Source organism: Bradyrhizobium sp. Pa8, from assembly GCF_052588265.1.
In genome coordinates this window covers 3,188,683-3,211,919 of record NZ_CP176767.1, presented here as the reverse complement: position 1 = coordinate 3,211,919, position 23,237 = coordinate 3,188,683, and the positions used below count along the sequence as shown (strand labels likewise).

General features: G+C 62.8%; 25 protein-coding genes. 18 read left to right on the top strand and 7 right to left on the bottom strand.

The features are described from left to right. Positions 1-232 precede the first annotated feature (232 nt). On the bottom strand, positions 233-1,219 hold the full coding sequence (bioB, locus tag ACKWRH_RS14420) for a biotin synthase BioB (RefSeq protein WP_445222398.1): 987 nt from the start codon (positions 1,217-1,219) through the stop codon (positions 233-235). 305 nt (positions 1,220-1,524) lie between these two features. Between bioB and ACKWRH_RS14415 the strand changes: the two genes are divergently transcribed. Then, positions 1,525-1,707, top strand: a complete 183-nt coding sequence (locus tag ACKWRH_RS14415; RefSeq protein WP_445221084.1) for a hypothetical protein — start codon at positions 1,525-1,527, stop codon at positions 1,705-1,707. Between the two features lie 225 nt (positions 1,708-1,932). On the opposite strand, the gene ACKWRH_RS14410 is transcribed toward ACKWRH_RS14415, so the two are convergent. From ACKWRH_RS14410 to ACKWRH_RS14400, 3 genes are all read right to left on the bottom strand, one after another. Further along, a complete protein-coding gene (locus ACKWRH_RS14410) occupies positions 1,933-2,166 on the bottom strand; it encodes a hypothetical protein (protein ID WP_445221083.1) in 234 nt (77 codons plus the stop codon). 45 nt (positions 2,167-2,211) lie between these two features. Next, positions 2,212-2,454: a transcriptional regulator gene (locus tag ACKWRH_RS14405; protein WP_445221082.1), complete on the bottom strand. Its 243-nt coding sequence runs from the start codon at positions 2,452-2,454 to the stop codon at positions 2,212-2,214. 97 nt (positions 2,455-2,551) lie between these two features. Beyond that, on the bottom strand, positions 2,552-2,761 hold the full coding sequence (locus ACKWRH_RS14400) for a cold-shock protein (RefSeq protein WP_028151479.1): 210 nt from the start codon (positions 2,759-2,761) through the stop codon (positions 2,552-2,554). Between the two features lie 536 nt (positions 2,762-3,297). Between ACKWRH_RS14400 and ACKWRH_RS14395 the strand changes: the two genes are divergently transcribed. Then, positions 3,298-3,987, top strand: a complete 690-nt coding sequence (locus ACKWRH_RS14395) for a hypothetical protein (RefSeq protein ID WP_445221081.1) — start codon at positions 3,298-3,300, stop codon at positions 3,985-3,987. A 150-nt stretch (positions 3,988-4,137) separates the two neighbouring features. Here the strand turns inward: ACKWRH_RS14395 and ACKWRH_RS14390 are convergent, their stop codons facing one another. After that, positions 4,138-4,380 carry a helix-turn-helix domain-containing protein gene (locus tag ACKWRH_RS14390; protein ID WP_445222397.1) on the bottom strand — a complete coding sequence of 81 codons (243 nt, stop codon included), beginning with the start codon at positions 4,378-4,380 and terminating at the stop codon, positions 4,138-4,140. Between the two features lie 11 nt (positions 4,381-4,391). Beyond that, entirely contained in the window at positions 4,392-5,072 is a 681-nt protein-coding gene (locus tag ACKWRH_RS14385; protein WP_445221080.1) for a DUF2975 domain-containing protein, read from the bottom strand. A gap of 26 nt (positions 5,073-5,098) precedes the next feature. Between ACKWRH_RS14385 and ACKWRH_RS14380 the strand changes: the two genes are divergently transcribed. Both ACKWRH_RS14380 and ACKWRH_RS14375 read left to right on the top strand, forming a co-directional pair. Beyond that, positions 5,099-5,536, top strand: a complete 438-nt coding sequence (locus tag ACKWRH_RS14380) for a DUF2147 domain-containing protein (RefSeq protein WP_038941930.1) — start codon at positions 5,099-5,101, stop codon at positions 5,534-5,536. 172 nt (positions 5,537-5,708) lie between these two features. Continuing rightward, the gene (locus tag ACKWRH_RS14375) at positions 5,709-6,152 is read left to right on the top strand and encodes an SRPBCC family protein (protein WP_028151484.1); all 444 of its coding nucleotides are present in this window, start codon (positions 5,709-5,711) and stop codon (positions 6,150-6,152) included. A gap of 169 nt (positions 6,153-6,321) precedes the next feature. Here the strand turns inward: ACKWRH_RS14375 and ACKWRH_RS14370 are convergent, their stop codons facing one another. Continuing rightward, complete coding sequence (locus tag ACKWRH_RS14370; RefSeq protein ID WP_445221079.1) at positions 6,322-7,653, bottom strand: Hsp70 family protein; 1,332 nt, start codon at positions 7,651-7,653, stop codon at positions 6,322-6,324. A gap of 353 nt (positions 7,654-8,006) precedes the next feature. On the opposite strand from ACKWRH_RS14370, the gene ACKWRH_RS14365 reads away from it, so the two are divergent. The 14 genes from ACKWRH_RS14365 (at position 8,007) to ACKWRH_RS14300 (ending at position 23,021) form a co-directional block, all read left to right on the top strand. After that, complete coding sequence (locus ACKWRH_RS14365) at positions 8,007-8,144, top strand: hypothetical protein (RefSeq protein ID WP_445221078.1); 138 nt, start codon at positions 8,007-8,009, stop codon at positions 8,142-8,144. 473 nt (positions 8,145-8,617) lie between these two features. Next, complete coding sequence (locus ACKWRH_RS14360) at positions 8,618-9,622, top strand: Bug family tripartite tricarboxylate transporter substrate binding protein (RefSeq protein ID WP_445221077.1); 1,005 nt, start codon at positions 8,618-8,620, stop codon at positions 9,620-9,622. 87 nt (positions 9,623-9,709) lie between these two features. Continuing rightward, positions 9,710-10,207, top strand: coding sequence for a tripartite tricarboxylate transporter TctB family protein (locus ACKWRH_RS14355; RefSeq protein ID WP_445221076.1), 498 nt, complete (start codon positions 9,710-9,712; stop codon positions 10,205-10,207). Positions 10,208-10,265: 58 nt separating this feature from the next. Then, the gene (locus ACKWRH_RS14350) at positions 10,266-11,765 is read left to right on the top strand and encodes a tripartite tricarboxylate transporter permease (RefSeq protein ID WP_445221075.1); all 1,500 of its coding nucleotides are present in this window, start codon (positions 10,266-10,268) and stop codon (positions 11,763-11,765) included. 427 nt (positions 11,766-12,192) lie between these two features. After that, positions 12,193-13,488, top strand: a complete 1,296-nt coding sequence (gene oxlT, locus ACKWRH_RS14345; protein ID WP_445221074.1) for an oxalate/formate MFS antiporter — start codon at positions 12,193-12,195, stop codon at positions 13,486-13,488. Between the two features lie 262 nt (positions 13,489-13,750). Beyond that, the gene (gene oxlT / locus ACKWRH_RS14340; RefSeq protein ID WP_445221073.1) at positions 13,751-15,088 is read left to right on the top strand and encodes an oxalate/formate MFS antiporter; all 1,338 of its coding nucleotides are present in this window, start codon (positions 13,751-13,753) and stop codon (positions 15,086-15,088) included. Between the two features lie 177 nt (positions 15,089-15,265). Further along, on the top strand, positions 15,266-15,694 hold the full coding sequence (locus tag ACKWRH_RS14335) for a CBS domain-containing protein (protein ID WP_063984529.1): 429 nt from the start codon (positions 15,266-15,268) through the stop codon (positions 15,692-15,694). 98 nt (positions 15,695-15,792) lie between these two features. Next, positions 15,793-16,812, top strand: coding sequence for a 2-dehydropantoate 2-reductase (locus ACKWRH_RS14330; RefSeq protein ID WP_063984530.1), 1,020 nt, complete (start codon positions 15,793-15,795; stop codon positions 16,810-16,812). 11 nt (positions 16,813-16,823) lie between these two features. Further along, the gene (locus ACKWRH_RS14325) at positions 16,824-17,597 is read left to right on the top strand and encodes a fumarylacetoacetate hydrolase family protein (RefSeq protein ID WP_445221072.1); all 774 of its coding nucleotides are present in this window, start codon (positions 16,824-16,826) and stop codon (positions 17,595-17,597) included. A 546-nt stretch (positions 17,598-18,143) separates the two neighbouring features. Beyond that, positions 18,144-19,550, top strand: a complete 1,407-nt coding sequence (locus tag ACKWRH_RS14320; RefSeq protein ID WP_445221071.1) for a hypothetical protein — start codon at positions 18,144-18,146, stop codon at positions 19,548-19,550. 268 nt (positions 19,551-19,818) lie between these two features. After that, the gene (locus tag ACKWRH_RS14315) at positions 19,819-20,010 is read left to right on the top strand and encodes a hypothetical protein (RefSeq protein ID WP_212482795.1); all 192 of its coding nucleotides are present in this window, start codon (positions 19,819-19,821) and stop codon (positions 20,008-20,010) included. A gap of 50 nt (positions 20,011-20,060) precedes the next feature. Continuing rightward, positions 20,061-20,711, top strand: coding sequence for a hypothetical protein (locus ACKWRH_RS14310; RefSeq protein WP_445221070.1), 651 nt, complete (start codon positions 20,061-20,063; stop codon positions 20,709-20,711). 317 nt (positions 20,712-21,028) lie between these two features. Then, complete coding sequence (locus ACKWRH_RS14305; RefSeq protein WP_445221069.1) at positions 21,029-22,024, top strand: NAD(P)H-dependent flavin oxidoreductase; 996 nt, start codon at positions 21,029-21,031, stop codon at positions 22,022-22,024. Between the two features lie 25 nt (positions 22,025-22,049). Next, a complete protein-coding gene (locus ACKWRH_RS14300) occupies positions 22,050-23,021 on the top strand; it encodes a quinone oxidoreductase family protein (RefSeq protein ID WP_445221068.1) in 972 nt (323 codons plus the stop codon). Positions 23,022-23,237 lie beyond the last annotated feature (216 nt).

Below are 23,237 nucleotides of genomic sequence, written 5' to 3'. Positions count from 1 at the left end.
GACTAAAAAATAGAAAAACAACCCCATGCACAGTAGCTAACCCCTTGGCCACAAGACGATTTCGTATTTCACGAAATGCCTTTTGACACGTCGGGCAAAACAGGGGCATTATGCCATGATCCGACAAAGCCGATATCCTGCCCGGCGAAGAACGGCCGAGGGGTGTTCGTCGGGCAAACTGCCTAACGGCCAGGGCATGATCGGGAAAGAAGCTCAGCGGCTTGCAAAAAGGTCAGAGCGCCTCCAGTCCGAGCCTGCGGAACAACTTTCGATCGGCTTCGTCCTGCGGATTGCCCGCAGTCAACAGCGTGTCGCCGACAAAGATCGAGTTTGCACCGGCAAAGAAGCACAGCGCCTGCATCTCGTCGGTCATCGCCGACCGCCCCGCCGAGAGTCGCACGAAAGAGGCCGGCATCATGATACGCGCCAGCGCGACAATGCGTACGAACTCGATCGGGCCTATCGGCGTCGCCTTCGCCATCGGCGTTCCCGGAATCGGGATCAGCATGTTGATCGGCACGCTCTCCGGCGATTCCGGGAGGTTGGCGAGTGTAACCAGCATGTCGACGCGGTCCCGTTCGCTCTCACCCATGCCGAGAATTCCGCCGCAGCACACTTTCATGCCGGCCTCGCGGACATGCTCCAGCGTATCGAGACGATCGGCGAATGTGCGGGTGGAGATAACGCTCGGATAGTAGCGCTCCGAGGTATCGATATTGTGATTGTAGTAATCAAGCCCGGCAGCACTCAGTCGCTCGGCCTGATCCCGGTCGAGCATGCCGAGCGTCATGCAGGTCTCGAGCCCGAGTTCCTTCACGGCTCCGACGACCTCGACAATGGCATCCATGTCGCGCGGCTTCGGATTGCGCCAGGCCGCCCCCATGCAATAACGCGTCGCGCCGCTGTCTTTTGCCTTGCGTGCCTCGGCAACGATCTTCCCGACCTCCATCAACTTGGAGGCTGCAAGAGCGGTCGCATGATGCGACGACTGGCTGCAGTAACCGCAGTCTTCCGGACAACCACCTGTCTTGATGTTCAGCAGCCGGCTCAACTGCACGCGATTTGGGTCAAAATGCTCCCGATGTACGGATTGTGAACGGAAGAGCAGATCGTTGAAGGGAAGCTGGTAAGCCGCCCATGCATCTTCACCGGTCCATCTTTGCGACCTTTGCGGCCTTTCCTTCGCGGGGGTTGTCTCCCCGTCGTTCACACCGAGCATTGCACATCTCCTGACATTGCGGCGGGACAATCGCACTATCGCAAACCTGGCGCCAGTCCGCAGGGTCCTTGGAACATAAGCGGCGGCGTGCCGTTGTTGTCTAAGCCGGCGTGCTATCCCGACGTACGAGCAACGCAGCCGCCAAGGCGAATGACTGAAACACATCGCAAAAGCATCTGCGCAACGCTGCAGAATTGGCCTTCTTCTCGCCCCGAAAGGTAGCAAGCCCACGCACAGCGTTTGCGGGTGGGAGGCGTCGGCCAGCACTTGTCCTGTCACAGCTTGTTGATCAAAACGAGGTCGAAATGTTGAGAGATCAATCCTCGGATCGGGCCAAGCGTGAAGCCAACAAGGCGTTCAAGCCTGTCAAAACGCAGAAGCCGATGAATGACTATGCGAAGGACCAGCACTCCTTCAACGAGAATCGCGAGCGGCTGAAAGCGGAGCGATTGGCCCGCGAGGCCAAGCCGAAGGGCCACTCTGAATAGGACGCGTTCCGTACCCGGTTACGATGCTGCATCCGCGCGATTGAGGCTGGCGCTGAGCACGTCGCGTGGAAATCGACGCCTGACCTAAAGCGCAACGCCTGACCTAAAGCGCGATGAGATCGGAATGAATCGTCATCGCACTTTAGGTTATTGTTTGAGCATGATCTTTTCGGAAAACCGCTTCGCACTTTGCGCTAGCGCGGCCCTTCGGGTTCGGATCATGCTTTAGAGCATCGAGAGCACGACGATCCCGTCTTCGAGCTCCCCGGAGGCCAGCCGGCTCCGCGCGATGCGCTCGAACTCCGTCCGGTATTTCTGAAGATAGCTGAAGGCCTGCTTCTGCGTCTGGAACGTGGTCGCAAGGCGGCACATCTGCCGGCCCGCGCCAAGCGCGAGAAAGAAGGTGATTGTGCCGCCGCTGTCCGACTTGACCCTGGGCACGATCGCACTCTTTGGCATGTGACCGGCCCCTCTCCAGATTTTCGTCGACGCAGTTGAAATCGGCTATCGCGTCAGCTTTCTCTTGCGCTTCGTCAGGGTTGGCGCCGGCAACGATGCTTGAAGAGTTGCATCGGCCGCTTCCTTGGCTTCGCGCAGTTCGCGAAGCCGCGCCATGTTCTTGCGAACATCGACGGCCTGTCTCTCGACGTCCGCCATTGCTCGCGTTCCCTCCTCGGCAGCCAAACGCTGACGGTTGGAACGCTCAATGCTTTGGGGTGACGGTTCAGCCGACTTCTTGCCGCTCATGCTTCACCCACTCCGACAACGGACAAAACCCGCTCAATCCCTGGGATCGAGCGGGCAGCGTGGCCGTTTCAGTACATCCGTGAAACGGCGCAGTATCTTAGGCCAGCGAGAGATTCTCTGCGCTGACCTTGCCTCGCATCTTGTCGGTCTTGGCCTCGAAGTTGACCTTCTGGCCCTCGGCGAGACCTGAGAGACCAGCCCGCTCGACTGCGCTGATGTGAACGAACACATCGTTGCCGCCATCGTCGGGCTGAATGAATCCAAAGCCCTTTTGGCCGTTGAACCACTTCACGGTACCTGTCGTCATTATTCTTCTCCAAAGCGCATACGCGCACATTCCACGTGACACTCACGCAGAACCGATTCAATTCGTCGATGTCTCTGGAAAAGGAGCCCGCGGGCGCATTCAACAAGGCACAGCGGCTGAACGAACAAACATCAAGGTATACCTCATCATCGCCACTTGCAAGGCTTGGCGGGATTTAATGCCTCATGGGCAGCAGTGGAACTTTTTCAACTTTGAGGATTCGAGCCCGAATGGCGCCTGAGGCAAGGTGAGTTGCGTGTTCGCAGCCGCGATTTGGTGCCAGCTAACTGTGTTAGACCCGAGAGCGTCGACACGATGTCGCGCTATCGAGTGCTCACCGCACGCCACCAGCAAGCTGCTCTCGGAAGAACCGCACCACTCTCCCTCCAGCCAATCGACTGTGGGCACCGAAAGCTGCCAAGCGCCACACGTGCCGGCACCGCCGCGAAGGGATTGAAGATCGCACCTTGGAAGCGCGAACGACTTGCTCCCGGCGTTGGCGTCAAGGCAAAGTGCTGGAAAACAGGGAGGTCAGCATGTCACTGCTCGGTAAGGCCGCCGTCGCGATGTGGTGGAGCGTCCGCCCCGAGCAGCGCGCGGAGTTCGGCGACTGGCATTCCCACGAACATTTTCCCGAGCGGATGAGCATTCCCGGCTTCCGGCGCGGATCGCGCTGGACCAGCACGACGGACACCGAGGGCTTCTTCGTGCTGTACGAGCTGGAGCGGTACGAGGTGCTCACGTCGAAGGGATATCTCGACCGGCTCAACGCGCCGACGCCATGGTCGAGCAAGATGATGCCGCACCATCTCGGCATGGTCCGCAGCCAGTGCCGCGTCGCCGCCAGCTTTGGCGGTGGCGTCGCGACCTCGCTCGCCACCATCCGGCTTTCGCCGGAGGCCGGGCGCGAGGCGGAGTTGCAGACACATCTCTCGGAGATGCTCGGCAAATTGGCGCAGATGCCGGGACTGACCGGCGCCCACCTCCTCCTGACCGACACGCCGCGGACCAGCTCGCCCACCACCGAGCAGCAGATCCGCGGCAAGGACGGGGCCGCCGACTGGATCATGCTGCTGTCGGGTTACGATGCCGACGCGATCGAGCAGGTGACCGCCGACCGACTTTCGCCGGTGGCGCTTGGCCCTCTGGGGGCGCAGGACAATCCGACGATCGGCCGCTACCGGCTCGCCTTCACGATGACGCCGCAGGATGCGGCAACGATCTGACAGATCGGTCGGCCTGCCGGCCGCGAGGTAGATCTCGCACCGAGCGAATTCGCTTCGATTGAGCACGCAAACGGCCAACCGTTGCACATGGGATGTGTTTCAGGTTCTCGCGTGCAGCACGAAGGCAGACAAGGCACGCCAGGTGTGAGCTCAGCTCCCCTCGCCTGCATCCTCTTCGCTGCCCTCCTCGCCCGCGACATATTCGAGGATGTCTCCGGGCTGACAGTCGAGCTCGCGGCAGATCGCGGCCAAGGTCGAGAAGCGCATCGCCCTCGCCTTGCCCGTCTTCAGGATCGACAGGTTCTGGATGGAAATGCCGATTGCGTCGGCGAGGTCACCGAGGCGGCGCTTCCGCTTCGCAAGCATGACATCGAGGTTCACGACGATCGGCACAAGCATTCACCTCAGATCGTCAGTTCGTTTTCGGACTGCAGCAGGATGGCGTGCTCAATGACGAATTTCAGCGCCATCAGGAACACCCCGCCCGCGATCGTGCCGATGTCGACGTTGTAGGACGGCAGGAAGAACTTGATATCGCCGATCTCATGCAAGGCATAAGCCACCGCATTGCTGGTGATCAGGTCAATGAACGGCCAGATCACCAGAATGATCCCCATCCACCACACTCCCTGAAGCGTCTCGGACACGAAGATCCGGCCGCGCGCGAATCGATGCACCATGCGGTGAAGGATGCCGATCAACACGGCGAAGAACGAGAGCTGAAGCGCAAATAAGGTCCAGAACAGCAGCTGACCGTGGCGCGACATCTCGAGTGGATTGGCGACAAGGGTTGCGCATTTCGCCTGTTCGGGACCAAGGCTCGCCGCGATCGAGGCAGAGGCCGTGGTGTTTGCGCGATAGGCGAGCCAGACCACCACCGGCAGTGCCGCCCAGATCGCCCAGAACGCCAGATCGAGACGTCGAAACCAGCGCTGCCGGGCCTCGCGTACCGATGTCCCCACCGCAATCATGTCCAGGCACTCCGCAGATCCAAGGCCCCTTGCCGTCCCCCCAATATGCATGTTCCGCACAATTGAATCAACCTTAAGCGCGATATATTGATTGTTTATCATGAAATATTTCATGACAATTGATCCAATATGGAGCCCCCATGCGTTCCACCCTCGTCCGGCACCTGCTCGCAGCGCTGTTGTCCATCTCCCCGCTTGGAAACGCCGAAGCCGCAACAGCCAGCGGTCCCGCCGGCGTCTGGCTGACACAGTCGGGCGACGCGAGGATCAAGGTGAGCCGTTGCGGCAATGCGCTATGCGGCCGGGTCGTCTGGCTGAAGGAGCCGATCGACAAGAAGACGGGCAAGGCGCAGCTCGACGACCATAACGCCGATCCTGCGTTGCGCGGCCGGAAGATCGTCGGCATCTCCCTGTTCATCGACATGCAGGCGGCCGGCGCCAATCAATGGTCGGGCAGGATCTACAATGCCGACGACGGAAAGACCTATGCGAGCACCGTCACCTTGCTGCCATCAGGCAATCTCAACGTCCGGGGCTGCATGGGAACGTTGTGCGCAGGTGAAGACTGGACGCGGTGAGCGGCAAACCGATCCAAAACAACTGCAAAGACAACATCGAAGGCCGCCGGTTTCGGCGGCCCCCGTTTATCTGCAATGCCATGTCGGATCGGCGGCGTCCCGGTCGTCCTTGAGACATGAATGGGCAGTAGACGCCAAGGTCGGGCCCATCAATGCAAGAGGATGAAGGAACATGCCCAGCACTGTACGTCTGCACCGCGTTCTCTCGACCAGTCCGGAGAAAGTCTATCGCGCCTTCCTCGAGGCGGATGCGCTGGCGAAATGGCTTCCGCCGAACGGCTTTACCTGCACCGTCCATCACCTCGAGCCCAAGGTCGGGGGCACGTTCAAGATGTCGTTCCGGAATTTCACGACGGGCAACAGCCACGCCTTCGGCGGCGAATATCTCGAACTCGTCGCGGGCGAACGTCTCCGCTACACCGACAAATTCGACGACCCCAATCTGCCCGGCGAAATCCAGGTGACCGTGACGCTGAAGAAGGTCTCGGTCGGCACCGAGGTTGACATCACCCAGGCCGGCATCCCTGACGTCATCCCGCCCGAGGCCTGCTATCTCGGCTGGCAGGAATCGTTGCGAAACCTCGCAAGGCTCGTGGAGCCGGAGATCAACCAGTAGCGGCGACATCAGTATCGTAGGGTGGGCAAAGCGCAGCGTGCCCACCGATGCTCTCTCAACCTCGGAAAGATGGTGGGCACGGCGCTCCGCGCCTTTGCCCACCCTACGGCACTGATGACAGCTCTCCGTCGTCATTGCGAGCAGCCAAGCAATGGCGGCTGTTGCTGGGCTACGCGCCCGCCTTCGGCGTAATCCCACCGCTTGCGGTCCACCGATCGGGGTCGGGGCTGTGTCCGATCAGCGCAAGGCCGTAGGCGATCGACTCGAACTGGTCGCCCGACATCAGCCGTTCGTTGCCGAACCGTTCGGCGAACAGTTTTCGGACGGCGGGCACAAACGAGGTCCCGCCGGTCAAAAACACCTTTTCCACCTCGCGCGCGGTGATGCCGGCCTCGCCCAGCACCTTGTCGACTGTTGCACCTAGCCGGGCGATATCGTCGGCAATCCAGCTGTCGAAATTCTTCCGCGTGATGGTCGAGCCGATATCGACCCCGCCGCCCTTGAAGCGGAATTCCACCTGATCCTGCGCCGACAGCGCCACCTTGGCGTCGGACACTGCGCGGTACAGCGAGAAGCCGAGGTCGAGATCGACGATGGTGATGAAGTCCTCGAGCAGAGTAGGCTTCAGCGCGGAGCGCGCAAGCTCCCGGAGTTCGCGCAGATCGCCATTGCTCTTCATCATCGCGAGCTGATGCCAGCGCGCGAGGTTGGTGTAGTGGCCGGTGGGGACCGGCAGCACCTTGTCGAACGAGCGGAAGCTGGATCCCTTGCCGAGCCGCGGCGAGACGACGTGGTCGACGATGCGGTAATCGAACGTGTCGCCTGCGATGCCGATGCCGGCGTGTCCAAGCGGCTCGGCACGCAAGGCGCCGCCCACGCGCGAGAAACGCATCACGGAGAAATCGCTGGTGCCGCCGCCGAAATCCGCAACCAGGACGGTGGCATCGCGCTCCAGCCGGCGGGCGAAGGAGAACGCGGCGCCCACGGGCTCGTAGACATAGCGCGCGTGGCCGGCGCCCAGGCGTTCGAACGCGGCCCGATAGCGCTGCATCGCCAGCGCCTCGTCGGGATTGCCACCGGCGAAGCGCACCGGGCGGCCGACCGTGATGGTTGACGTCTCGAAGCCGAACCTGTCTCCGCCATGGCGCGCCAGCGTTCGCAGGAACGCCGCCAGAATATCCTCGAACTTGTAGCGCTGCCGGAACACCTGCGTGGTGTTGAAGCTGCTGCTCGCAGCGAAGGTCTTGAACGACTGGAGGAAGCGGTAGACGTGGCGGCCTTCGAGGAACTGCTCGATCGCCCACGGGCCGCCCTCGGCCTGGGCTCCGGCTCCGGGCCGGTCCTCCCAGAAGCACAGGGCCGACACGTAGACACTGTGCCGTTGTCCGCCGTGATCGAAGCGGATGGCCTCGACCCGGCGGTCGTCCGCCGCGAGGGCTACGACCGTATTGCTGGTCCCAAAATCGATGCCGATCGAGACGGCGGCCGAGGCGCTCGACATGAACCACTCTGACAGTTGATTGGAAGGGGGCAGACCACTAACGGCTTTGAATTGCCCTGCCAAGACCTGAATGTTGCAGCGCGGTCGGGGACGACACGAAATGCTGCCAATCGCTGGCAAGTGGAACCACCGGCGCAACACGATTTCCGGCCTCTTTGCCAGCAGATCCACCCCTTTCGCACGCCGATGGGCAATTTTAAGTCCGGATCGGCCTCTTTAACGGATGATTATGCTGCAATGCGGGAGCGCGCATGCTGCTATGCAATGGCATGCATGGACACTGGCATCTGGTATACGTAGATTGCCTTTCGAAATGAGACAGTAATACTGACCGTCTCGAGAAAGGAATTCAGATGTCCAAGATCGCTGCCGTCGCCCTCGCCCCCTCCGCCTCGCTGTTCGCCCGTTTCATGGCTGCGGTCGATCGCTTCCTGATGGCGAGCGCCGAGATCTCGAACCACAACGGCGACCTGCCGCGTTTCGGCCTCTAAGAAGACTCTCCTCGCGCAGCCGAAATGGCGCGCCGGTTGGGAAGTCCCGCAGACGCTACGTTTGATCAAATGGCCCCGCCCGTCGGGGCCATTTTCTTGTTGAGCCCTCGCCTCGCTCGCGAACGCAACTGCGACGATTGGTCCGCCGATGTGACCCGTCGATCCAATTGTTTGCCTGCTGGTATCTCGCATACCATTCAGCAACACAGAACGATTGCACGATCAAAGCTGCAAGACGGGGAAGCGTAACGCAGGACGGAACCGGCCGAGGGCGAGGCACGCTTGCCGTGATCCTTGACGGAGCCTTAGCCGAAAGGAGCGGATGCCGCGCCTTGTCCCTGCTCGTAGAGTTTCGTTTGGGATTGCGATGGGAGATCGACCACAAAAGGTGACCCCACGCATGTGAATCGAGATGGGCTGACGCAAGCCGACAAAGAGCGGCTGCGTTCGAGGTTCGACAGGGAGAGAAACAGATGAAGCCATTTCTGAATGCCGCTTTGGCGGCAATCGCGATGTCGTGCGCGAGCAGCACCGCAAGCCTTGCGGGCTGGGAGCCGGTTCGTCCGGTGGAGTTCATCGTGCCCGCGGGCACCGGCGGCGGCGCCGATCAGATGGCGCGCACCATCCAGGGCATCGTTACCAAACACAACCTGATGAAGCAGCCGTTGGTCGTCATCAACAAGGCCGGCGGCGCGGGCGGCGAAGGCTTCCTCGACGTGAAGACGTCGACGAACAACCCCCACAAGATCATCATCACGCTGTCGAACCTGTTCACGACGCCGCTGGCGACGGGGATTCCGTTCAACTGGAAGGACCTGACCCCGGTCGCAATGCTGGCGCTCGACGAGTTCGTGCTCTGGGTCAACGCCGAGAAGCCGTACACCAGCGTCAAGGACTACGTCGACGCCGCGAAGAAGGCCCCGAGCGGCTCGTTCAAGATGGGCGGCACCGGCTCGAAGCAGGAAGACCAGATCATCACGGTCGGCATCGAGAAGGTGATCGACGCGAAGTTCACCTACATCCCCTACAAGGGCGGCGGCGAGGTCGCGGTGCAGCTCGTCGGCAATCACGTCGATTCGACCGTCAACAATCCGATCGAGGCGGTGGCGCAATGGCGCGGCGGCAAGCTTCGTCCGCTCTGCGTCTTCGACGCCCAGCCGATGGCCTATGACGAGCCGATCGCCGACGGCAAGGCCTGGAAGGATATTCCGACCTGCAAGTCGCAGGGCCTCGCGATGGAATATGTCATGCTGCGCGGCATTTTCACGTCGCCCAAAGCCACGAAGGATCAGGTCGAATACTACGTCGAGCTATTCAAGAAGGTCCGCGCGACGCCGGAATGGCAGGACTTCATGAAGAGCGGCGCCTTCAACACGACCTTCCTGGCCGGAGCCGACTACGCCAAGTGGATCGAGGCGGAAGAGAAGCGCCACGAGGGCCTGATGAAGGAAGCCGGTTTCCTCGCATCGGGAAACTGATCCGCGACATCGATGACGGCCGAGGACGCTGGTCGTCCTCCGGTCGGCCGTGACCGCGAAAGACTTGCGATTCCGCCTGGAGGTCCCATGACTGAACAATCCGGCTCCGAATCTGGCCCGGCACACAAAACGCTGGAAATCGGCATGGCGCTGCTGATCGGCGTCTTCGGCCTGGTCGTGATCTTCGGCAGCATCAAGGCCGGCATCAACTGGGGTGCGGAGGGTCCGCGCGCCGGCTTCTTCCCCTTCTATGTCGGCGCCGCCATCGTCGGCGCGAGCGCCATCAACCTCTGGAGCGCGCAACGCGACGACGACGGCCGGCTGTTCGCGGAATGGGGACAGCTTCGCCGGGTCATGAGCGTCGTCGTACCCACCGCGATCTATGTCGGCTCGATGCCGTTCATCGGCCTCTACGTGGCGTCGATGGTGTTCATCGCCTGGTTCATGCGGTGGCTCGGCGGCTATCGCTGGCTGACGGTCGCAGCCGTGGCGATCGGCATGCCGGTCGTGACCTATCTGGTTTTCGAGCGCTGGTTCCTGGTCCCGCTTCCCAAGGGTCCGCTCGAGGAATGGCTCGGCTTGTAAAAGGCTTGGCCGGCAAGAGCCGCGCCGTCATCCCGTTACTGCTGCAGGACGTATCGATATGGAAGAGTTAGCCAACCTGTTTCACGGCTTCGCGGTCGCCCTGCAGCCCTACAACATCATGCTGATGATCATCGGCATCACGCTCGGGGTCATCATCGGCGTGCTGCCGGGGTTAGGGGGCGCCAACGGCGTGGCGATCCTGCTTCCCCTCACCTTCAGCATGCCGCCAACATCGGCGATCATCATGCTGTCCTGCATCTATTGGGGCGCGTTGTTCGGCGGTGCCATCACCTCGATCCTGTTCAACATCCCCGGCGAGCCCTGGTCCGTGGCGACCACGTTCGACGGCTATCCCATGGCGCAACAGGGCAAGCCCGGCGAAGCGCTGACGGCCGCCTTCACTTCCTCCTTCGTCGGCGCGCTGTTCGCCGTCATCATGATCACGCTGGTCGCGCCGCTGGTCGCGGGCTTCGCGCTGCGATTTGGGCCGGCGGAGAAGTTCGCGGTGTACTTCCTCGCCTTCTGCAGCTTCGTGGGCTTAAGCAAGGAGCCGCCATTCAAGACCATCGCGGCGATGATGATGGGTTTTGCGCTCGCGGCGGTTGGCCTGGATTCGATCACGGGGCAGTTGCGGCTGACTTTCGGCGTCACCGAGCTGCTCAACGGGTTCGACTTCCTGATCGCCGTGATCGGCCTGTTCGGCATCGGCGAGATCCTGCTGACCATGGAGGAAGGGCTGGCTTTCCGCGGCGGCAACGCGAGCATCAACCTTCGGGTCGTGCTCCAGACCTGGCGGGAGCTGCCCGCCTACTGGATGACCTCGCTGCGCTCCTGCCTGATCGGGTGCTGGATGGGCGTCACACCCGCTGGTGCGACGCCGGCATCCTTCATGAGCTACGGCATCGCCAAGCGGCTGGCGCGACGCGGCAACAATTTCGGCAAGGGCGAGATCGAAGGCGTGATCGCACCAGAGACAGCCGCGCATGCCGCGGGCACCTCGGCACTGCTGCCGATGCTGTCGCTCGGCGTGCCCGGCTCGCCGACCGCCGCCGTTCTGCTTGGCGGATTATTGATCTGGGGCCTGCAGCCCGGCCCGATGCTGTTCGTCGAGCAGAAGGAGTTCGTCTGGGGCCTGATCGCGTCGATGTATCTCGGCAATCTCGCCGGCCTCATCGTCGTGCTCACCTGCGTGCCGCTCTTTGCCGCGATCCTGCGCGTGCCGTTCGGCATCATCGCGCCGCTCATCCTGGTGCTCTGCGCGATCGGCGCCTATTCGGTGCACAACAGCACCTTCGACGTGATGCTGATGCTGGTGTTCGGCGTGCTCGGCTATCTCCTGAAGAAGTGCAACTACCCGCTCGCGCCGCTGGTGCTCGCCATCGTGCTCGGCGACAAGGCGGAGGAAGCCTTCCGCCAGTCGCTGCTGGGATCGCAGGGCTCGCTCGGCGTGTTCTTCTCCAACGGCCTCGTCAGCACGATCATGGCGCTTGGTCTCGTCGCCCTGTTCTGGTCCGCGATCCAGGAAGGCTACAGCCGGCTGCGCACGTCGATGGCATGACCCGCTCGGCCTGCGTCAGGCTGTCGCGAGAATCGCGTCAAATCCGCCGCACCCCGGACTTCTGGAATAAAGAATTCCAGGAATCGTCAGTCATCTGACGGCCGCGCATCCATGCGAGAGGGACTGCGCGCATCGACGTGTGCAAGTTGGAAGTCGGTGGTGAATCGGCTTCCCACAGCCTGTTTGCGGCTTCACGCGGCAAGCAAAAATTCTCGTGAAATCAATGAATTGAGTGGGCACGATCGCTACTGCCGCTGTCGCGCGGCCGCATCGGGGCTTTACAATTTGTCGGCCGAAGTGCATGTGAGCTGATCCCGCGATATTTCGCCGCACCCTCCAGTCCGTCGGTTGAATCTTGGCATAATGAATACCAAGATGCGGGACAGCGCACACATAAAAATGATCGGCGCCTTCGGGAGGGTTTTTTATGACGGACATGGTGCATTCAACAGTGGCCCCTAGTGCCGCGCGCGTCAGTGATGCCTATCGCTGGACGCAGTTGGCGGTGGGCGTCGCCGCAATGGTGATGATCGCCAATTATCAATACGGCTGGACGTTCTTCGTCCCCGACATCCAGAAGAAGTTCGGCTGGGATCGCGCGTCGATCCAGTGGGCCTTTACGTTGTTCGTGCTGTTCGAGACCTGGCTGGTTCCGGTCGAAGGATGGTTCGTCGACAAATACGGTCCGCGCATCGTCGTGCTGGTCGGCGGCGTGCTCTGCGCCGTCGGCTGGGCGATCAACGCACAGGCCACCACGCTCAACGGCTACTATCTCGGCATGATCATCGCGGGCATCGGCGCCGGTGGCGTCTACGGCACCTGCGTCGGCAACGCGCTGAAATGGTTTCCGGACAAGCGCGGCCTTGCTGCGGGCATCACGGCCGCGGGCTTCGGCGCCGGCTCTGCGCTGACCGTCGCGCCGATCCAGGCCATGATCAAGGACAGTGGCTTCCAGACCACCTTCCTCTATTTCGGCCTCGGACAAGGCATCATCATCTGCATCCTCGCCTTCTTCCTGCTGGCGCCGAAGCCAGGCCAGGTGCCGGCCGTGTCGGCGAACGCCGCGCTGGTGCAGACACGTCGCAACTACCAGCCGACCGAGGTGCTGCGTCAGCCGATCTTCTGGCTGATGTATTTCATGTTCGTGATCGTCGGTGCCGGCGGCCTGATGGTGACGGCGAACCTCAAGCCGATCGCGGTCGACTGGAAGGTCGACAGCGTTCCGGTGACGCTGATGGCGGTGACGATGACGGCGGTGACGTTCGCGGCCACGATCGACCGCGTGCTCAACGGCCTGACGCGTCCGTTCTTCGGCTGGATCTCCGACATGATCGGCCGCGAGAACACGATGTTCATCGCCTTCGGCATGGAAGGCGTCGGCATCTGGATGCTCTACCTCTGGGGCCACGATCCGGTCTGGTTCGTGCTGCTGTCGGGCTTCGTGTTCTTCGCCTGGGGTGAGATCTACTCGCTGTTCCCCTCGACCTGCACCGACACGTTCGGCGCCAAGTTCGCGACCACCAATGCGGGCCTGCTCTACACCGCAAAGGGCACGGCCGCGCTGCTTGTCCCGATCGCCAACTACATGCAGCAATCGTCGGGCACCTGGGACAGCGTGTTCATCATCGCGGCCGGCGCCAACATCCTGGCTTCGCTGCTGGCGATCATGGTGCTCAAGCCCTGGCGCAAGGTCGTGGTCGCGAAATCGACTGCCGCCGCCTGACGCGCTCCACCAGATCTAAACCAAGTACGACGCCCGGCCTCACGGCCGGGCGTTTTCGTTTTTGCAGAACCTGCCTTGGCTACCGCTGAGCTGAAGGGAACCGCGCACTTTTCTTGCGCTGCGTCACAAGATAGGGCTTGCCTTCTGGAATATGGTATACCAATGTCCCCGCGCGCTTGCGACGATAAGCCACAATATTTGCGACACTGGGTCATCTTGCAATCCCATATCGCATTCAATCAGGCGCGTTGGGAGGTTATTGATGATTTCCAGCACGGATGGCGCCGTCACAGCCGCGCCTCTTCGCACCGGTTTCCGTTGGTTCCAACTCGCCATGGGCATCGTCTGCATGGCGATGATCGCCAATCTGCAATATGGCTGGACGCTGTTCGTCGATCCGATCGATGCGGCGCACCATTGGGGACGCGCCGCGATCCAGCTCGCTTTCACCATCTTCGTCGTCACTGAGACCTGGCTGGTGCCGATCGAGGCCTGGTTCGTCGACAAATACGGTCCGCGCATCGTCATCATGTTCGGCGGCGTCATGATCGCGCTGTCCTGGGTGCTCAACTCCTACGCTGACTCGCTCGCCCTGCTTTACGCCGCCGCGGTCGTCGGCGGCATGGGCGCCGGCGCGGTGTACGGCACCTGCGTCGGCAACGCGCTGAAATGGTTCCCCGATCGCCGCGGCCTCGCCGCCGGTGCGACCGCCGCCGGCTTCGGCGCGGGCGCCGCGCTCACCATTGTGCCGATCGCGACCATGATCGCAACGAGCGGCTACCAGCACGCGTTCCTCACCTTCGGCATCGGCCAGGGCTTGATCGTGTTCGTGCTCGCCTTCTTCATCCAGCCGCCGCGGATCTCGATCCCGCCGAAGAAGAAGCAGCTCAACCTGCCGCAGACCAAGATCGACTTCACCCCGCCGCAGGTGCTGCGCACTCCTATTTTCTGGGTGATGTATCTCGTTTTCGTCATGGTCGCCTCCGGCGGCCTGATGACCGCGGCACAGATCGGCCCCATCGCGCACGACTTCAAGATCGCCGACACGCCGGTGACGCTCGCGGGCTTCCAGATGGCGGCATTGACGTTCGCGATCTCGCTCGACCGCATCTTCGACGGTTTCGGACGTCCCTTCTTCGGCTGGGTCTCCGACACAATTGGCCGCGAGCACACCATGTTCATCGCCTTCGGCACCGCGGCGCTGATGCTGCTGACGCTGTCGGCCTATGGAAACATCCCTGTCGTCTTCGTGCTCGCGACCGCGGTTTACTTCGGCGTGTTCGGCGAGATCTACTCGCTGTTTCCCGCGACCTGCGGCGACACCTTCGGTTCGAAATACGCAACCACCAACAACGGCATGCTCTACACCGCGAAGGGCACGGCATCCCTGCTCGTCCCGCTCGCCAGCGTGATCTCGGCAGCATACGGCTGGAAAGCCGTGTTCGTGGTCGCAGTGGCGCTGAACGCGACGGCGGCGCTGACGGCGCTGTTCGTGATCAAGCCGCTGCGCCGCTCCTTCATTCTCGGCAAGGAGGCCGAGAGCGCCAATGCCGCGACGGGTAACGCCAAGACCGGCAATGCCAAGACCGAGACAGCGTAGCGACCACACGCCTTTCAATCGGTCGAAAGGGGCGCAGCGATGCGCCCCTTTCTTTTTGGCACGATGACAAACGTCAGTATTGCTGCCGCAAGAATTTTCGGATCAGCCAAATCGAATGCTTGACGATTGGCATTATGTATACCACACTTCCCCTGTCATTCACCTAGGGAGGTTGCAATGCTGGTCGGAGACATTCTGCGCAAAAAAACACCGCGCGTTGTCACGGTGCGAATGAACGAAACGGTGGGTATCGCTGCCAAGCTGATGCGCGCCAACAACATCAGCGCGCTGGTGGTCAAGGACGTGGTCCGTTCCGAAGGCAACACCGCGGTCGGCATGTTCACCGAGCGTGACGTGGTGCGCGCCGTCGCCGAGCATGGTGCCAACGCCATCAACGTCAAGGTCTCGCAGCTCGTGTCGGTGCAGCAGCTCGTGTCCTGCAGCTCCTCAGACACGATCGAGCACGTCCGACATCTGATGAACCGCAATCACATCCGTCACCTGCCTGTCATCGACGATTACAGTCTCGTCTCCGTCATCAGCATGCGCGACATCGCAGCTGCCGTTGACGAAGCGATCAACGGCTCGCCGCAAGCAGCAGCTTAAAGCGTCACACTTCCCCTGCGACTACCGGCCCCGGCTCGGACCTCTCCGAGCCGGACCGGATCTTTCGTCCCAAAATTCCGGACACCCGCGAGGATTTCATGAAGATCTGCATCTACGGCGCCGGCGCGATCGGCGGATATCTCGGGGTTCAGCTCGCACGCGCTGGCGCCGACGTTAGCCTGGTCGCACGCGGCGCCCACCTTGCCGCGATGCGCGAGCGCGGGCTGACCCTGCTCGCGGGCGAGGAGAAGCACACCGTGCATCCGCGCTGCACCGACGATCCCGCCGAACTCGGCGTGCAGGACTACATCATCATCACGCTGAAGGCGCATTCGATCACCGGCGTGATCGAGAAGATGCAGCCGCTGCTCGGGCCGCACACCCGCATCGTCACCGCCGTCAACGGCATCCCCTATTGGTATTTCTACAAGCACGGCGGCCAATACGAGAATTCGACGCTGGAGAGCATCGACCCCGGCGGACGGCAGTGGCGCGAGATCGGCGCCGAGCGCGCCATCGGCTGCATCGTCTATCCCGCCACCGAGATCGAAGCGCCCGGCGTGATCCGCCACGTCTACGGCAACAATTTTCCGCTCGGCGAGCCCTCCGGCGAAATCACCTCGGACGTGCAGCGCCTCGCCGATCTCTTCGTCGCCGCCGGGCTGAAAGCGCCGGTGCTCGACCGCATCCGCGACGAGATCTGGCTGAAACTCTGGGGCAATGTCTGCTTCAACCCGATCAGCGCGCTGACCCATGCAACGCTCGACGTGATCTGCACCGATCCCTCCACGCGTGCGCTGTCGCGCGCGATCATGGTGGAGACGCAAGGCATCGCCGAGACGTTTGGCGTCAAGTTCCGCGTCGACGTCGAGCGCCGCATCGAGGGCGCCCGCAAGGTCGGCGCGCACAAGACCTCGATGCTCCAGGATCTCGAGCGCGGCCGTCCGATGGAGATCGACCCGCTCGTCACCGTGGTGCAGGAGATGGGCCGCCTCACCGGCATCGCCACGCCCGCGCTCGACTCGGTGCTGGCGATGGTGACCCAGCGCGCCCGCATCGCCGGCCTCTATGACGGCGTCTCCGCGCCTGCCGATCCCCGTGCACTGGCGGTGGCGTGATGGCGGGCGAGATGAAACAATGGCTGCGCTTCCGCCATGCCGGTGCGACCGGTTTCGGCACGCTGACCTCATCAGGCATCAGCGTGCATGAGGGCGAGATGTTCGGCCGCCATGCGGCCACCGGCAAGATGCTGGCGCTGTCGGAGGTCGAGCTGCTCGCGCCCTGCGCGCCCAGCAAGATCGTCGCGCTCTGGAATAATTTCCACGCGCTCGCCGCCAAGCTGAACCAGCCCGAGCCGCCGGAGCCGCTCTATCTGCTGAAGGCGACCACCACGATCACGACGCCGGGCGCCGTGATCCGCCGCCCCTCCTACTACGACGGCAAGACCACCTATGAGGGCGAGCTCGGCATCGTCATCGGCAGGACATGCGCCCGGGTCTCGCCGGCGGAAGCGGACAGCTTCATCTTCGGCTACACCTGCGTCAACGACATCACCGCCAACGACATCCTGACCAGCGATCCCACTTTCCCGCAATGGGCCCGTGCCAAGGGCATCGATGATTACGGCCCGTTCGGCCCCGTCATCGTAACCGGCCTCGATCCGGCCAAGCTCACCGTGCGCACCATCCTCAACGGGGCGGAGCGGCAGAACTATCCGATCTCGGACATGATCTTCACCGCGCAGGAGCTGGTCAGCAAGATCTCCCACGACATGACCCTGCTCCCCGGCGACCTCATCGCCGTCGGCACCTCGGTCGGCGTCGGCGTGATGAAGGAGCCGGTGAATATAGTGACCGTCGCAATCGACGGCATCGGCGAGCTGACGAACGAGTTTCGGCTGTAGCCCTCCCAGTCGTTCCGAGCGCAACTTCTGTCGTGCCCCGGAATGAAGGCCCACCGGCCATTTTCGCCGCAGCGCGGCAAAATTGATCCTGCGCAAATCGCGCCGTCGCGGCTGCCTTTATCCTTTCCGGCAATCGATTTCTGATGCCTGGGAGGACGCCATGTCGAATGCCGGCTATGCGCTTTTGTGGACGGCCTTGTACTTTGCTCTCGCGTTCGCCGCGATCTTCGTGGTCTGGTTTGCCGACAAGATGCGCTCGAACTTCCTCGGCAAGTGATAGCGAGCACGACCTCGTACCCTGATGAGCGGAGCGACATCCGGGACAGTCCGTGACGCGGTCCCGCATATCGTCACGCTCATGGGGACTACAGGCCTCGCTTCTTCGGGAAAACTCGGCAACTCCAGCAGGCCCTTCCACCGTCTGCTGGCACAACCAGTCGTGGATTCGCACGACTAGGCGCATCAGGCAATCCGCGCGCCCCTTGATCTCGGTTCCGCTCTCCAATAGCAACTATGGCGAGAATGTGTCCCGGGTGGGAAGTCACGATGTGGCTGTTTTTCGTGGTTGCCTGGTTTGTCCTGTTAGCCGCCATCGTGATCCTCGCCCAGCAGGCGTTTGGTTATGACGTCGCGCACTTGCCCGCCCTGTTTGCGGATCTGCCGATGCCACAGCGCATCGCAACCGGCGCGATCGTGACGTTCGGGCTGGCGCTGATCGGCGCCCCCGCCTGGCAGCTCTCGCGTCAGGACCAGCGCCTCAATACCCTGCGCGACCGCCTCAAGAAGACCCGCGAGGACGTCGTCGTCGCCCACGCCCTGCAAAACCACCTCGACGCCACCGTCCAGCACCTGATCGAAAGCGATCCCCGGGAGGCCGTCTCAGCCCTCCACGACAAGCTGGGCGAGATTGAGCAACGCGCGCTTCTCCAGCAGGGCCGCAACGAATCCACTGACATGCACGACCAGCTCGCCGAGATCCGCCGGCGCCAGCAGGGGGTGCGAGAAATGGTCGGCAAGGTCGCCGATCAGCGGCGCGCGGTCGAGCCTGTTTTCACCGAGATCCGCGACCGCCAGAACCAGCTCGAACGCTCCCTGCTCGACCTCGAGACCGACGACCGCAAGAACAACCTCGCCGACCGCCTAAAAGACGTGGCGCGCGACGTATCGGCCCTGCTGTCACGGGTGAACGCGGTCCGGGACACGTTCGTGACCCTCAACCAGTACAAGGAAGATCTGGCGAAATCCCATGCCGAGCTGGTCCCGCTGCGCTCGTCGGACGCCGGCATCAATGCCCTGATCGGCGAGCTCGGCCTCAGCCATGACCGGCTGGCCAAGAGCATCGACGAGCTCGAGACCGGCGGCGAGGCGCCGCTCGACACTCGCGTCGAGACGCTCTCGAAGAACAAGACCGAGATCGCGCAGCGCCTTGCCCGCATCGACGACAGCTTCAACATCCTGAAAGCGATCCGGCTCGACTTCGAGGAGCTCGGCCAGCGCCAGGCCCAGCTCGAACGCTCGCTCGCCGACGTCGAGACAGATCCCGACGGCAAGACGCTTGCGGACCGTCAGAACGCGCTGAACGATTTCGTCCTCCAGTCGCGCCAGCGCCTCGGCGCGTTGCAGGAGACGCTGGCGACGCTGAACGCCTTCAAGACGGAGTTGTCGAAGTCGCAGGCCGATCTCGTTCCGTTGAAGGCGCCGGTGTTCGGCATCGAGGCCATGATCGCCGAAGTCGGCGCCACCCGCGATCTCCTCGCGAAAGCCGTCGGCGAGATCGAGGTGAACGGCGACGTCACCCTCGCCTCACGTGTCGATGCCCTCGCCAGGAGCAAGCGCGAAGTCGAGGACCGCCTCGCCCGCATCTTCGACAATTTCAACACGCTCGATGCCTTGCGCAAGGACATCGGCGGCATCTTCTCGACGATCAGGAACAGCCTGAACCGAATCGGGTGATTAGCTGCGTAGGAAGGGTCGAGCGAAGCGAAACCCATCATCCGTCCTCGCGTAACCGGCCGATGGGTTTCACTGCTCTACCCATCCTGCGGGCCTCAATCACGCCGCGCCGAAACATCCAGACACATCACATCTCCGCACACCCGATCAATGCCGCCAACTTGTCCCGCGCGCGCCGCAACTTGGACGCATTCCGACGTCCTTCTGTGAAGCGTGTCTGGGGGCACGGTACTGCCGTGTTTGGACCAAACCTTCTAGGGGTATCACTGTGAAGAAGATTGTAATTGCTCTGGGTGCGACGCTTGCTCTGGTGACGGCTGCGAACGCCGCGGATCTGCCGCGTCGCCAGCCCGTCTACCCTGCGGAGCAGGCGCCGATCGGCAAGATGCCGATTGGCAAGAGCCCGATTGGAAAGGCCCCGATCGGCAAGGCGCCCGGCCCGGTCGCTGCGCGCTACTGATAGCGGCATCGCTGCATCAGTGTAACGGCCGGCAGTCGAGGGGGCACAGCGTGACGAACAAAACTGATCGATCGGGATCCTGCATCCTTGCGGGGTTCGCCCTCGCGGCCATGATCGCATGCACTACACCCTCGGCGTCGGCCCACGAAGCGAACAAGCACGTTGCCGATGCAAATGCGCTTGCTACGACCGACACCGCATCACGACCGGCGCCGCAATCGACGCGACGCCCCGTCGCGCGCGCGGAGAAAGGTCCCTACTACGTCGACTTCCGAGCGCGGACGGCGGCGAGCTGGGGCCATGCGTTCGTCTGGTACGGCAAGACCAGCGAGCGCGCCGTCGAAGTCGCGGGCCTCACGCCCGCCGGCGACACCTGGGCTTATGTGCTCGGTCACCTCACCTGGGTGCCAGCCGAAACCGGCGCGAGCTACGGCGATCTCGATCCGGACTATCTGACCGCGAACTATCGCGTCTATCTGAACGAAGCCGATGCCAAGCGCGTCTTCGCCTACATCAAGAAATTGCAGGCGAGCTCGCCGGTCTGGAATGCCGAGACCACCAACTGCACCGGCTTCATCGGCGACATCGCCGAGTTCATGGGCCTGCAGGTCCCCTACCGCTGGCAGCGCCCGGAAAACTTCGTCAACAGCCTCAAGGAAATGAACGGCGGCCGCCAGATGGTGCGGCTGTCGGCGGAGTAGCCGTTCACTCCATACTCGGTGTCATTGCCCGCGAAAGCGGGCAATCCAGTATTCCAGAGACAGCGAGGCTAGAGCCAAGAAGCCGCGGCGTACTGGATACCCCGCCCTCGCGGGGTATGACGGTGGAGTTTGAGGAAAGAGCTTGCCTCATCGGGCAACGGCGCCCCTCGATTATCCGCCCTACGGAATCCCCTCACGCCCCGCATGATCGCCCCGCCCCCACCGCACGGCGGCGCAATAGACATTTCCCGACCCCGGCGGCATCCTGCCGCCATCAATCGATAACAGGGCGCCACGCGAGGCGGGGGAAACAGATCATGTTGCAGACACGGTTCACAAAGCTCGTCGGCGTCGAGCACCCGATCGTCCAGGGCGGCATGCAATGGGTCGGACGCGCCGAGCTGGTCGCGGCCGTCGCGAACGCCGGTGCGCTCGGCTTCATCACGGCGCTGACCCAGCCGACTCCGGAAGACCTGACCAAGGAGATCGCGCGCTGCCGCGACCTCACCGACAAGCCCTTTGGCGTGAACCTCACCATCCTGCCCGCGATCAAGCCGCCGCCCTATGCCGAATACCGCGCCGCCATCATCGAGGCCGGCATCACCGTGGTCGAGACCGCCGGCAACAAGCCGCAGGAGCATGTCGACGAATTCAGGAAGCACTGTGTCAAGGTCGTGCACAAATGCACCAGCGTCCGCCACGCGCTCTCGGCCGAGCGCATGGGCGTCGACGCCATCTCGATCGACGGGTTCGAATGCGCCGGCCACCCCGGCGAGGACGACACCCCCGGTCTGATCCTGATCCCGGCCGCCGCCAACAAGATCAAGATCCCGATAATCGCCTCGGGCGGCTTTGCCGATGCCCGAGGCCTCGTCGCCGCCCTGGCGCTCGGCGCCGAGGGGATCAACATGGGCACCCGCTTCATGGCAACCAAGGAAAGCCCGATCCACCAGCTCATCAAGGAGAAGATCGTCGCCAATGACGAGCGCGAGACCGAGCTGATCTTCCGCACCATGCGCAACACCTCGCGCGTCGCCAGGAACGAGATCTCGACCAAGGTCGTCGCGATGGAGAAGGAAGGCGCCAAGTTCGAGGACATCCGCGAGCTCGTCGCCGGTGCCCGCGGCAAGATGGTCTACGCGACCGGCAATTCGGACGAAGGCATCTGGTCGGCCGGCCAGGTGCAGGGCCTGATCCAGGACATCCCGAGCTGCGCCGAACTCGTCTCGCGCATCGTGCGCGAAGCCGAAGCCATCATTCGCAGCCGGCTCGAAGGCATGATCGCTCATCCGAGCGCACAAGCCGCTGAATAATCACTGCAAGAAGCGAGAGTAATTCATGAAGGCTTACATCTACGGCCCTGACGGGGCTCAGATTTCCGACATCGCTCAACCTAAGCCTAAAGGCACGCAGGTGCTGGTCCGCGTCCGCGCCTGCGGGCTGAACCGCGCCGACACCGGCATGCGCAAGGGCCACGCCCATGGCGCCGCCGGCGGTGCCGGCACCGTGCTCGGCATGGAATGGGCCGGCGAAGTCGCCGAGCTTGGACCGGATGCCAAGGGCGTGAAGGTCGGCGACCGCATCATGGGCTCGGGCGGCGCGGCATTTGCCGAATACACCCTGGCCGATCACGGCCGGCTGTTCCGCGCGCCCTCGAACATGAACTTCGAGGAAGCCGCCACCCTGCCCGTCGCGCTCGCGACCATGCACAACGCGGTCGTCACCGTCGGCGGCGTACAGCCCGGCCAAGCCGTGCTGATCCAGGGGGCGAGCTCCGGCGTCGGTCTGATGGCGATGCAGATCGCGCGGCTCAAGGGCGCCAGGCTCGTGATCGGCTCGTCGACCGATGCTTATCGCCGCGGCCGGCTCAAGGAATATGGCGCCGACCTCGCCGTCGACTCCTCCGACCCCAAATGGGTGGACGAGGTGCTGAAGGCGACCAACGGCGAAGGCGTCGACCTCATCGTCGACCAGGTCTCGGGCAAGGTCGCGAGCCAGAACCTCGCCGCCACCAAGGTCAAGGGCCGCATCGTCAATGTCGGCCGGCTCGGCGGCACCCATGCCGACTTCAATTTCGACCTGCATGCCGCGCGCCGGATCGACTATGTCGGCGTCACCTTCCGCACCCGCACCATCGAGGAGGTCCGCGAAATCTTCGACGAGGTCCGCAAGGACATCTGGGGCGCGGTCGAGTCGCGCAAGCTGCAGCTGCCGATCGACAAGGTCTACACGTTCGACGACATCGACAAGGCGTTCGAGCACATGGAGGCGAACAAGCATCTCGGGAAGATCGTCGTGACGGTGCCGTAACCGTCGTTCCGGGTCTTGGTCCCGTAGGGTGGGCAAAGCGAAGCGTGCCCACCATAAGCGGTTGACTGGGGACACCTGCTGGTGGGCACGGCGCTGCGCGCCTTTGCCCACCCTACGAGACCGAGCTCGTGGCATGAGCGAGCATTCAATTCGGAAGCATTCGCAATAGCTTCGCTTCTGCAACTCACTCGCGACTATAGCTGTGGACTGCCGCTT

Bases quoted from the DNA above. Each gene is read 5' to 3' on its own strand.
- oxlT (WP_445221074.1), top strand. From the start codon at position 12,193: ATGACGGACATGGTGCATTCAACAGTGGCCCCTAGTGCCGCGCGCGTC.
- ACKWRH_RS14375 (WP_028151484.1), top strand. From the start codon at position 5,709: ATGCCCAGCACTGTACGTCTGCACCGCGTTCTCTCGACCAGTCCGGAG.
- ACKWRH_RS14350 (WP_445221075.1), top strand. From the start codon at position 10,266: ATGGAAGAGTTAGCCAACCTGTTTCACGGCTTCGCGGTCGCCCTGCAG.
- ACKWRH_RS14325 (WP_445221072.1), top strand. From the start codon at position 16,824: ATGAAACAATGGCTGCGCTTCCGCCATGCCGGTGCGACCGGTTTCGGC.
- ACKWRH_RS14400 (WP_028151479.1), bottom strand. From the start codon at position 2,761: ATGACGACAGGTACCGTGAAGTGGTTCAACGGCCAAAAGGGCTTTGGA.
- ACKWRH_RS14320 (WP_445221071.1), top strand. From the start codon at position 18,144: ATGTGGCTGTTTTTCGTGGTTGCCTGGTTTGTCCTGTTAGCCGCCATC.
- ACKWRH_RS14410 (WP_445221083.1), bottom strand. From the start codon at position 2,166: ATGCCAAAGAGTGCGATCGTGCCCAGGGTCAAGTCGGACAGCGGCGGC.
- ACKWRH_RS14330 (WP_063984530.1), top strand. From the start codon at position 15,793: ATGAAGATCTGCATCTACGGCGCCGGCGCGATCGGCGGATATCTCGGG.
- ACKWRH_RS14335 (WP_063984529.1), top strand. From the start codon at position 15,266: ATGCTGGTCGGAGACATTCTGCGCAAAAAAACACCGCGCGTTGTCACG.
- ACKWRH_RS14380 (WP_038941930.1), top strand. From the start codon at position 5,099: ATGCGTTCCACCCTCGTCCGGCACCTGCTCGCAGCGCTGTTGTCCATC.
- ACKWRH_RS14370 (WP_445221079.1), bottom strand. From the start codon at position 7,653: ATGTCGAGCGCCTCGGCCGCCGTCTCGATCGGCATCGATTTTGGGACC.
- ACKWRH_RS14365 (WP_445221078.1), top strand. From the start codon at position 8,007: ATGTCCAAGATCGCTGCCGTCGCCCTCGCCCCCTCCGCCTCGCTGTTC.
- ACKWRH_RS14395 (WP_445221081.1), top strand. From the start codon at position 3,298: ATGTCACTGCTCGGTAAGGCCGCCGTCGCGATGTGGTGGAGCGTCCGC.
- bioB (WP_445222398.1), bottom strand. From the start codon at position 1,219: ATGCTCGGTGTGAACGACGGGGAGACAACCCCCGCGAAGGAAAGGCCG.
- ACKWRH_RS14300 (WP_445221068.1), top strand. From the start codon at position 22,050: ATGAAGGCTTACATCTACGGCCCTGACGGGGCTCAGATTTCCGACATC.
- ACKWRH_RS14360 (WP_445221077.1), top strand. From the start codon at position 8,618: ATGAAGCCATTTCTGAATGCCGCTTTGGCGGCAATCGCGATGTCGTGC.
- ACKWRH_RS14415 (WP_445221084.1), top strand. From the start codon at position 1,525: ATGTTGAGAGATCAATCCTCGGATCGGGCCAAGCGTGAAGCCAACAAG.
- oxlT (WP_445221073.1), top strand. From the start codon at position 13,751: ATGATTTCCAGCACGGATGGCGCCGTCACAGCCGCGCCTCTTCGCACC.
- ACKWRH_RS14355 (WP_445221076.1), top strand. From the start codon at position 9,710: ATGACTGAACAATCCGGCTCCGAATCTGGCCCGGCACACAAAACGCTG.
- ACKWRH_RS14305 (WP_445221069.1), top strand. From the start codon at position 21,029: ATGTTGCAGACACGGTTCACAAAGCTCGTCGGCGTCGAGCACCCGATC.
- ACKWRH_RS14405 (WP_445221082.1), bottom strand. From the start codon at position 2,454: ATGAGCGGCAAGAAGTCGGCTGAACCGTCACCCCAAAGCATTGAGCGT.
- ACKWRH_RS14385 (WP_445221080.1), bottom strand. From the start codon at position 5,072: ATGAAATATTTCATGATAAACAATCAATATATCGCGCTTAAGGTTGAT.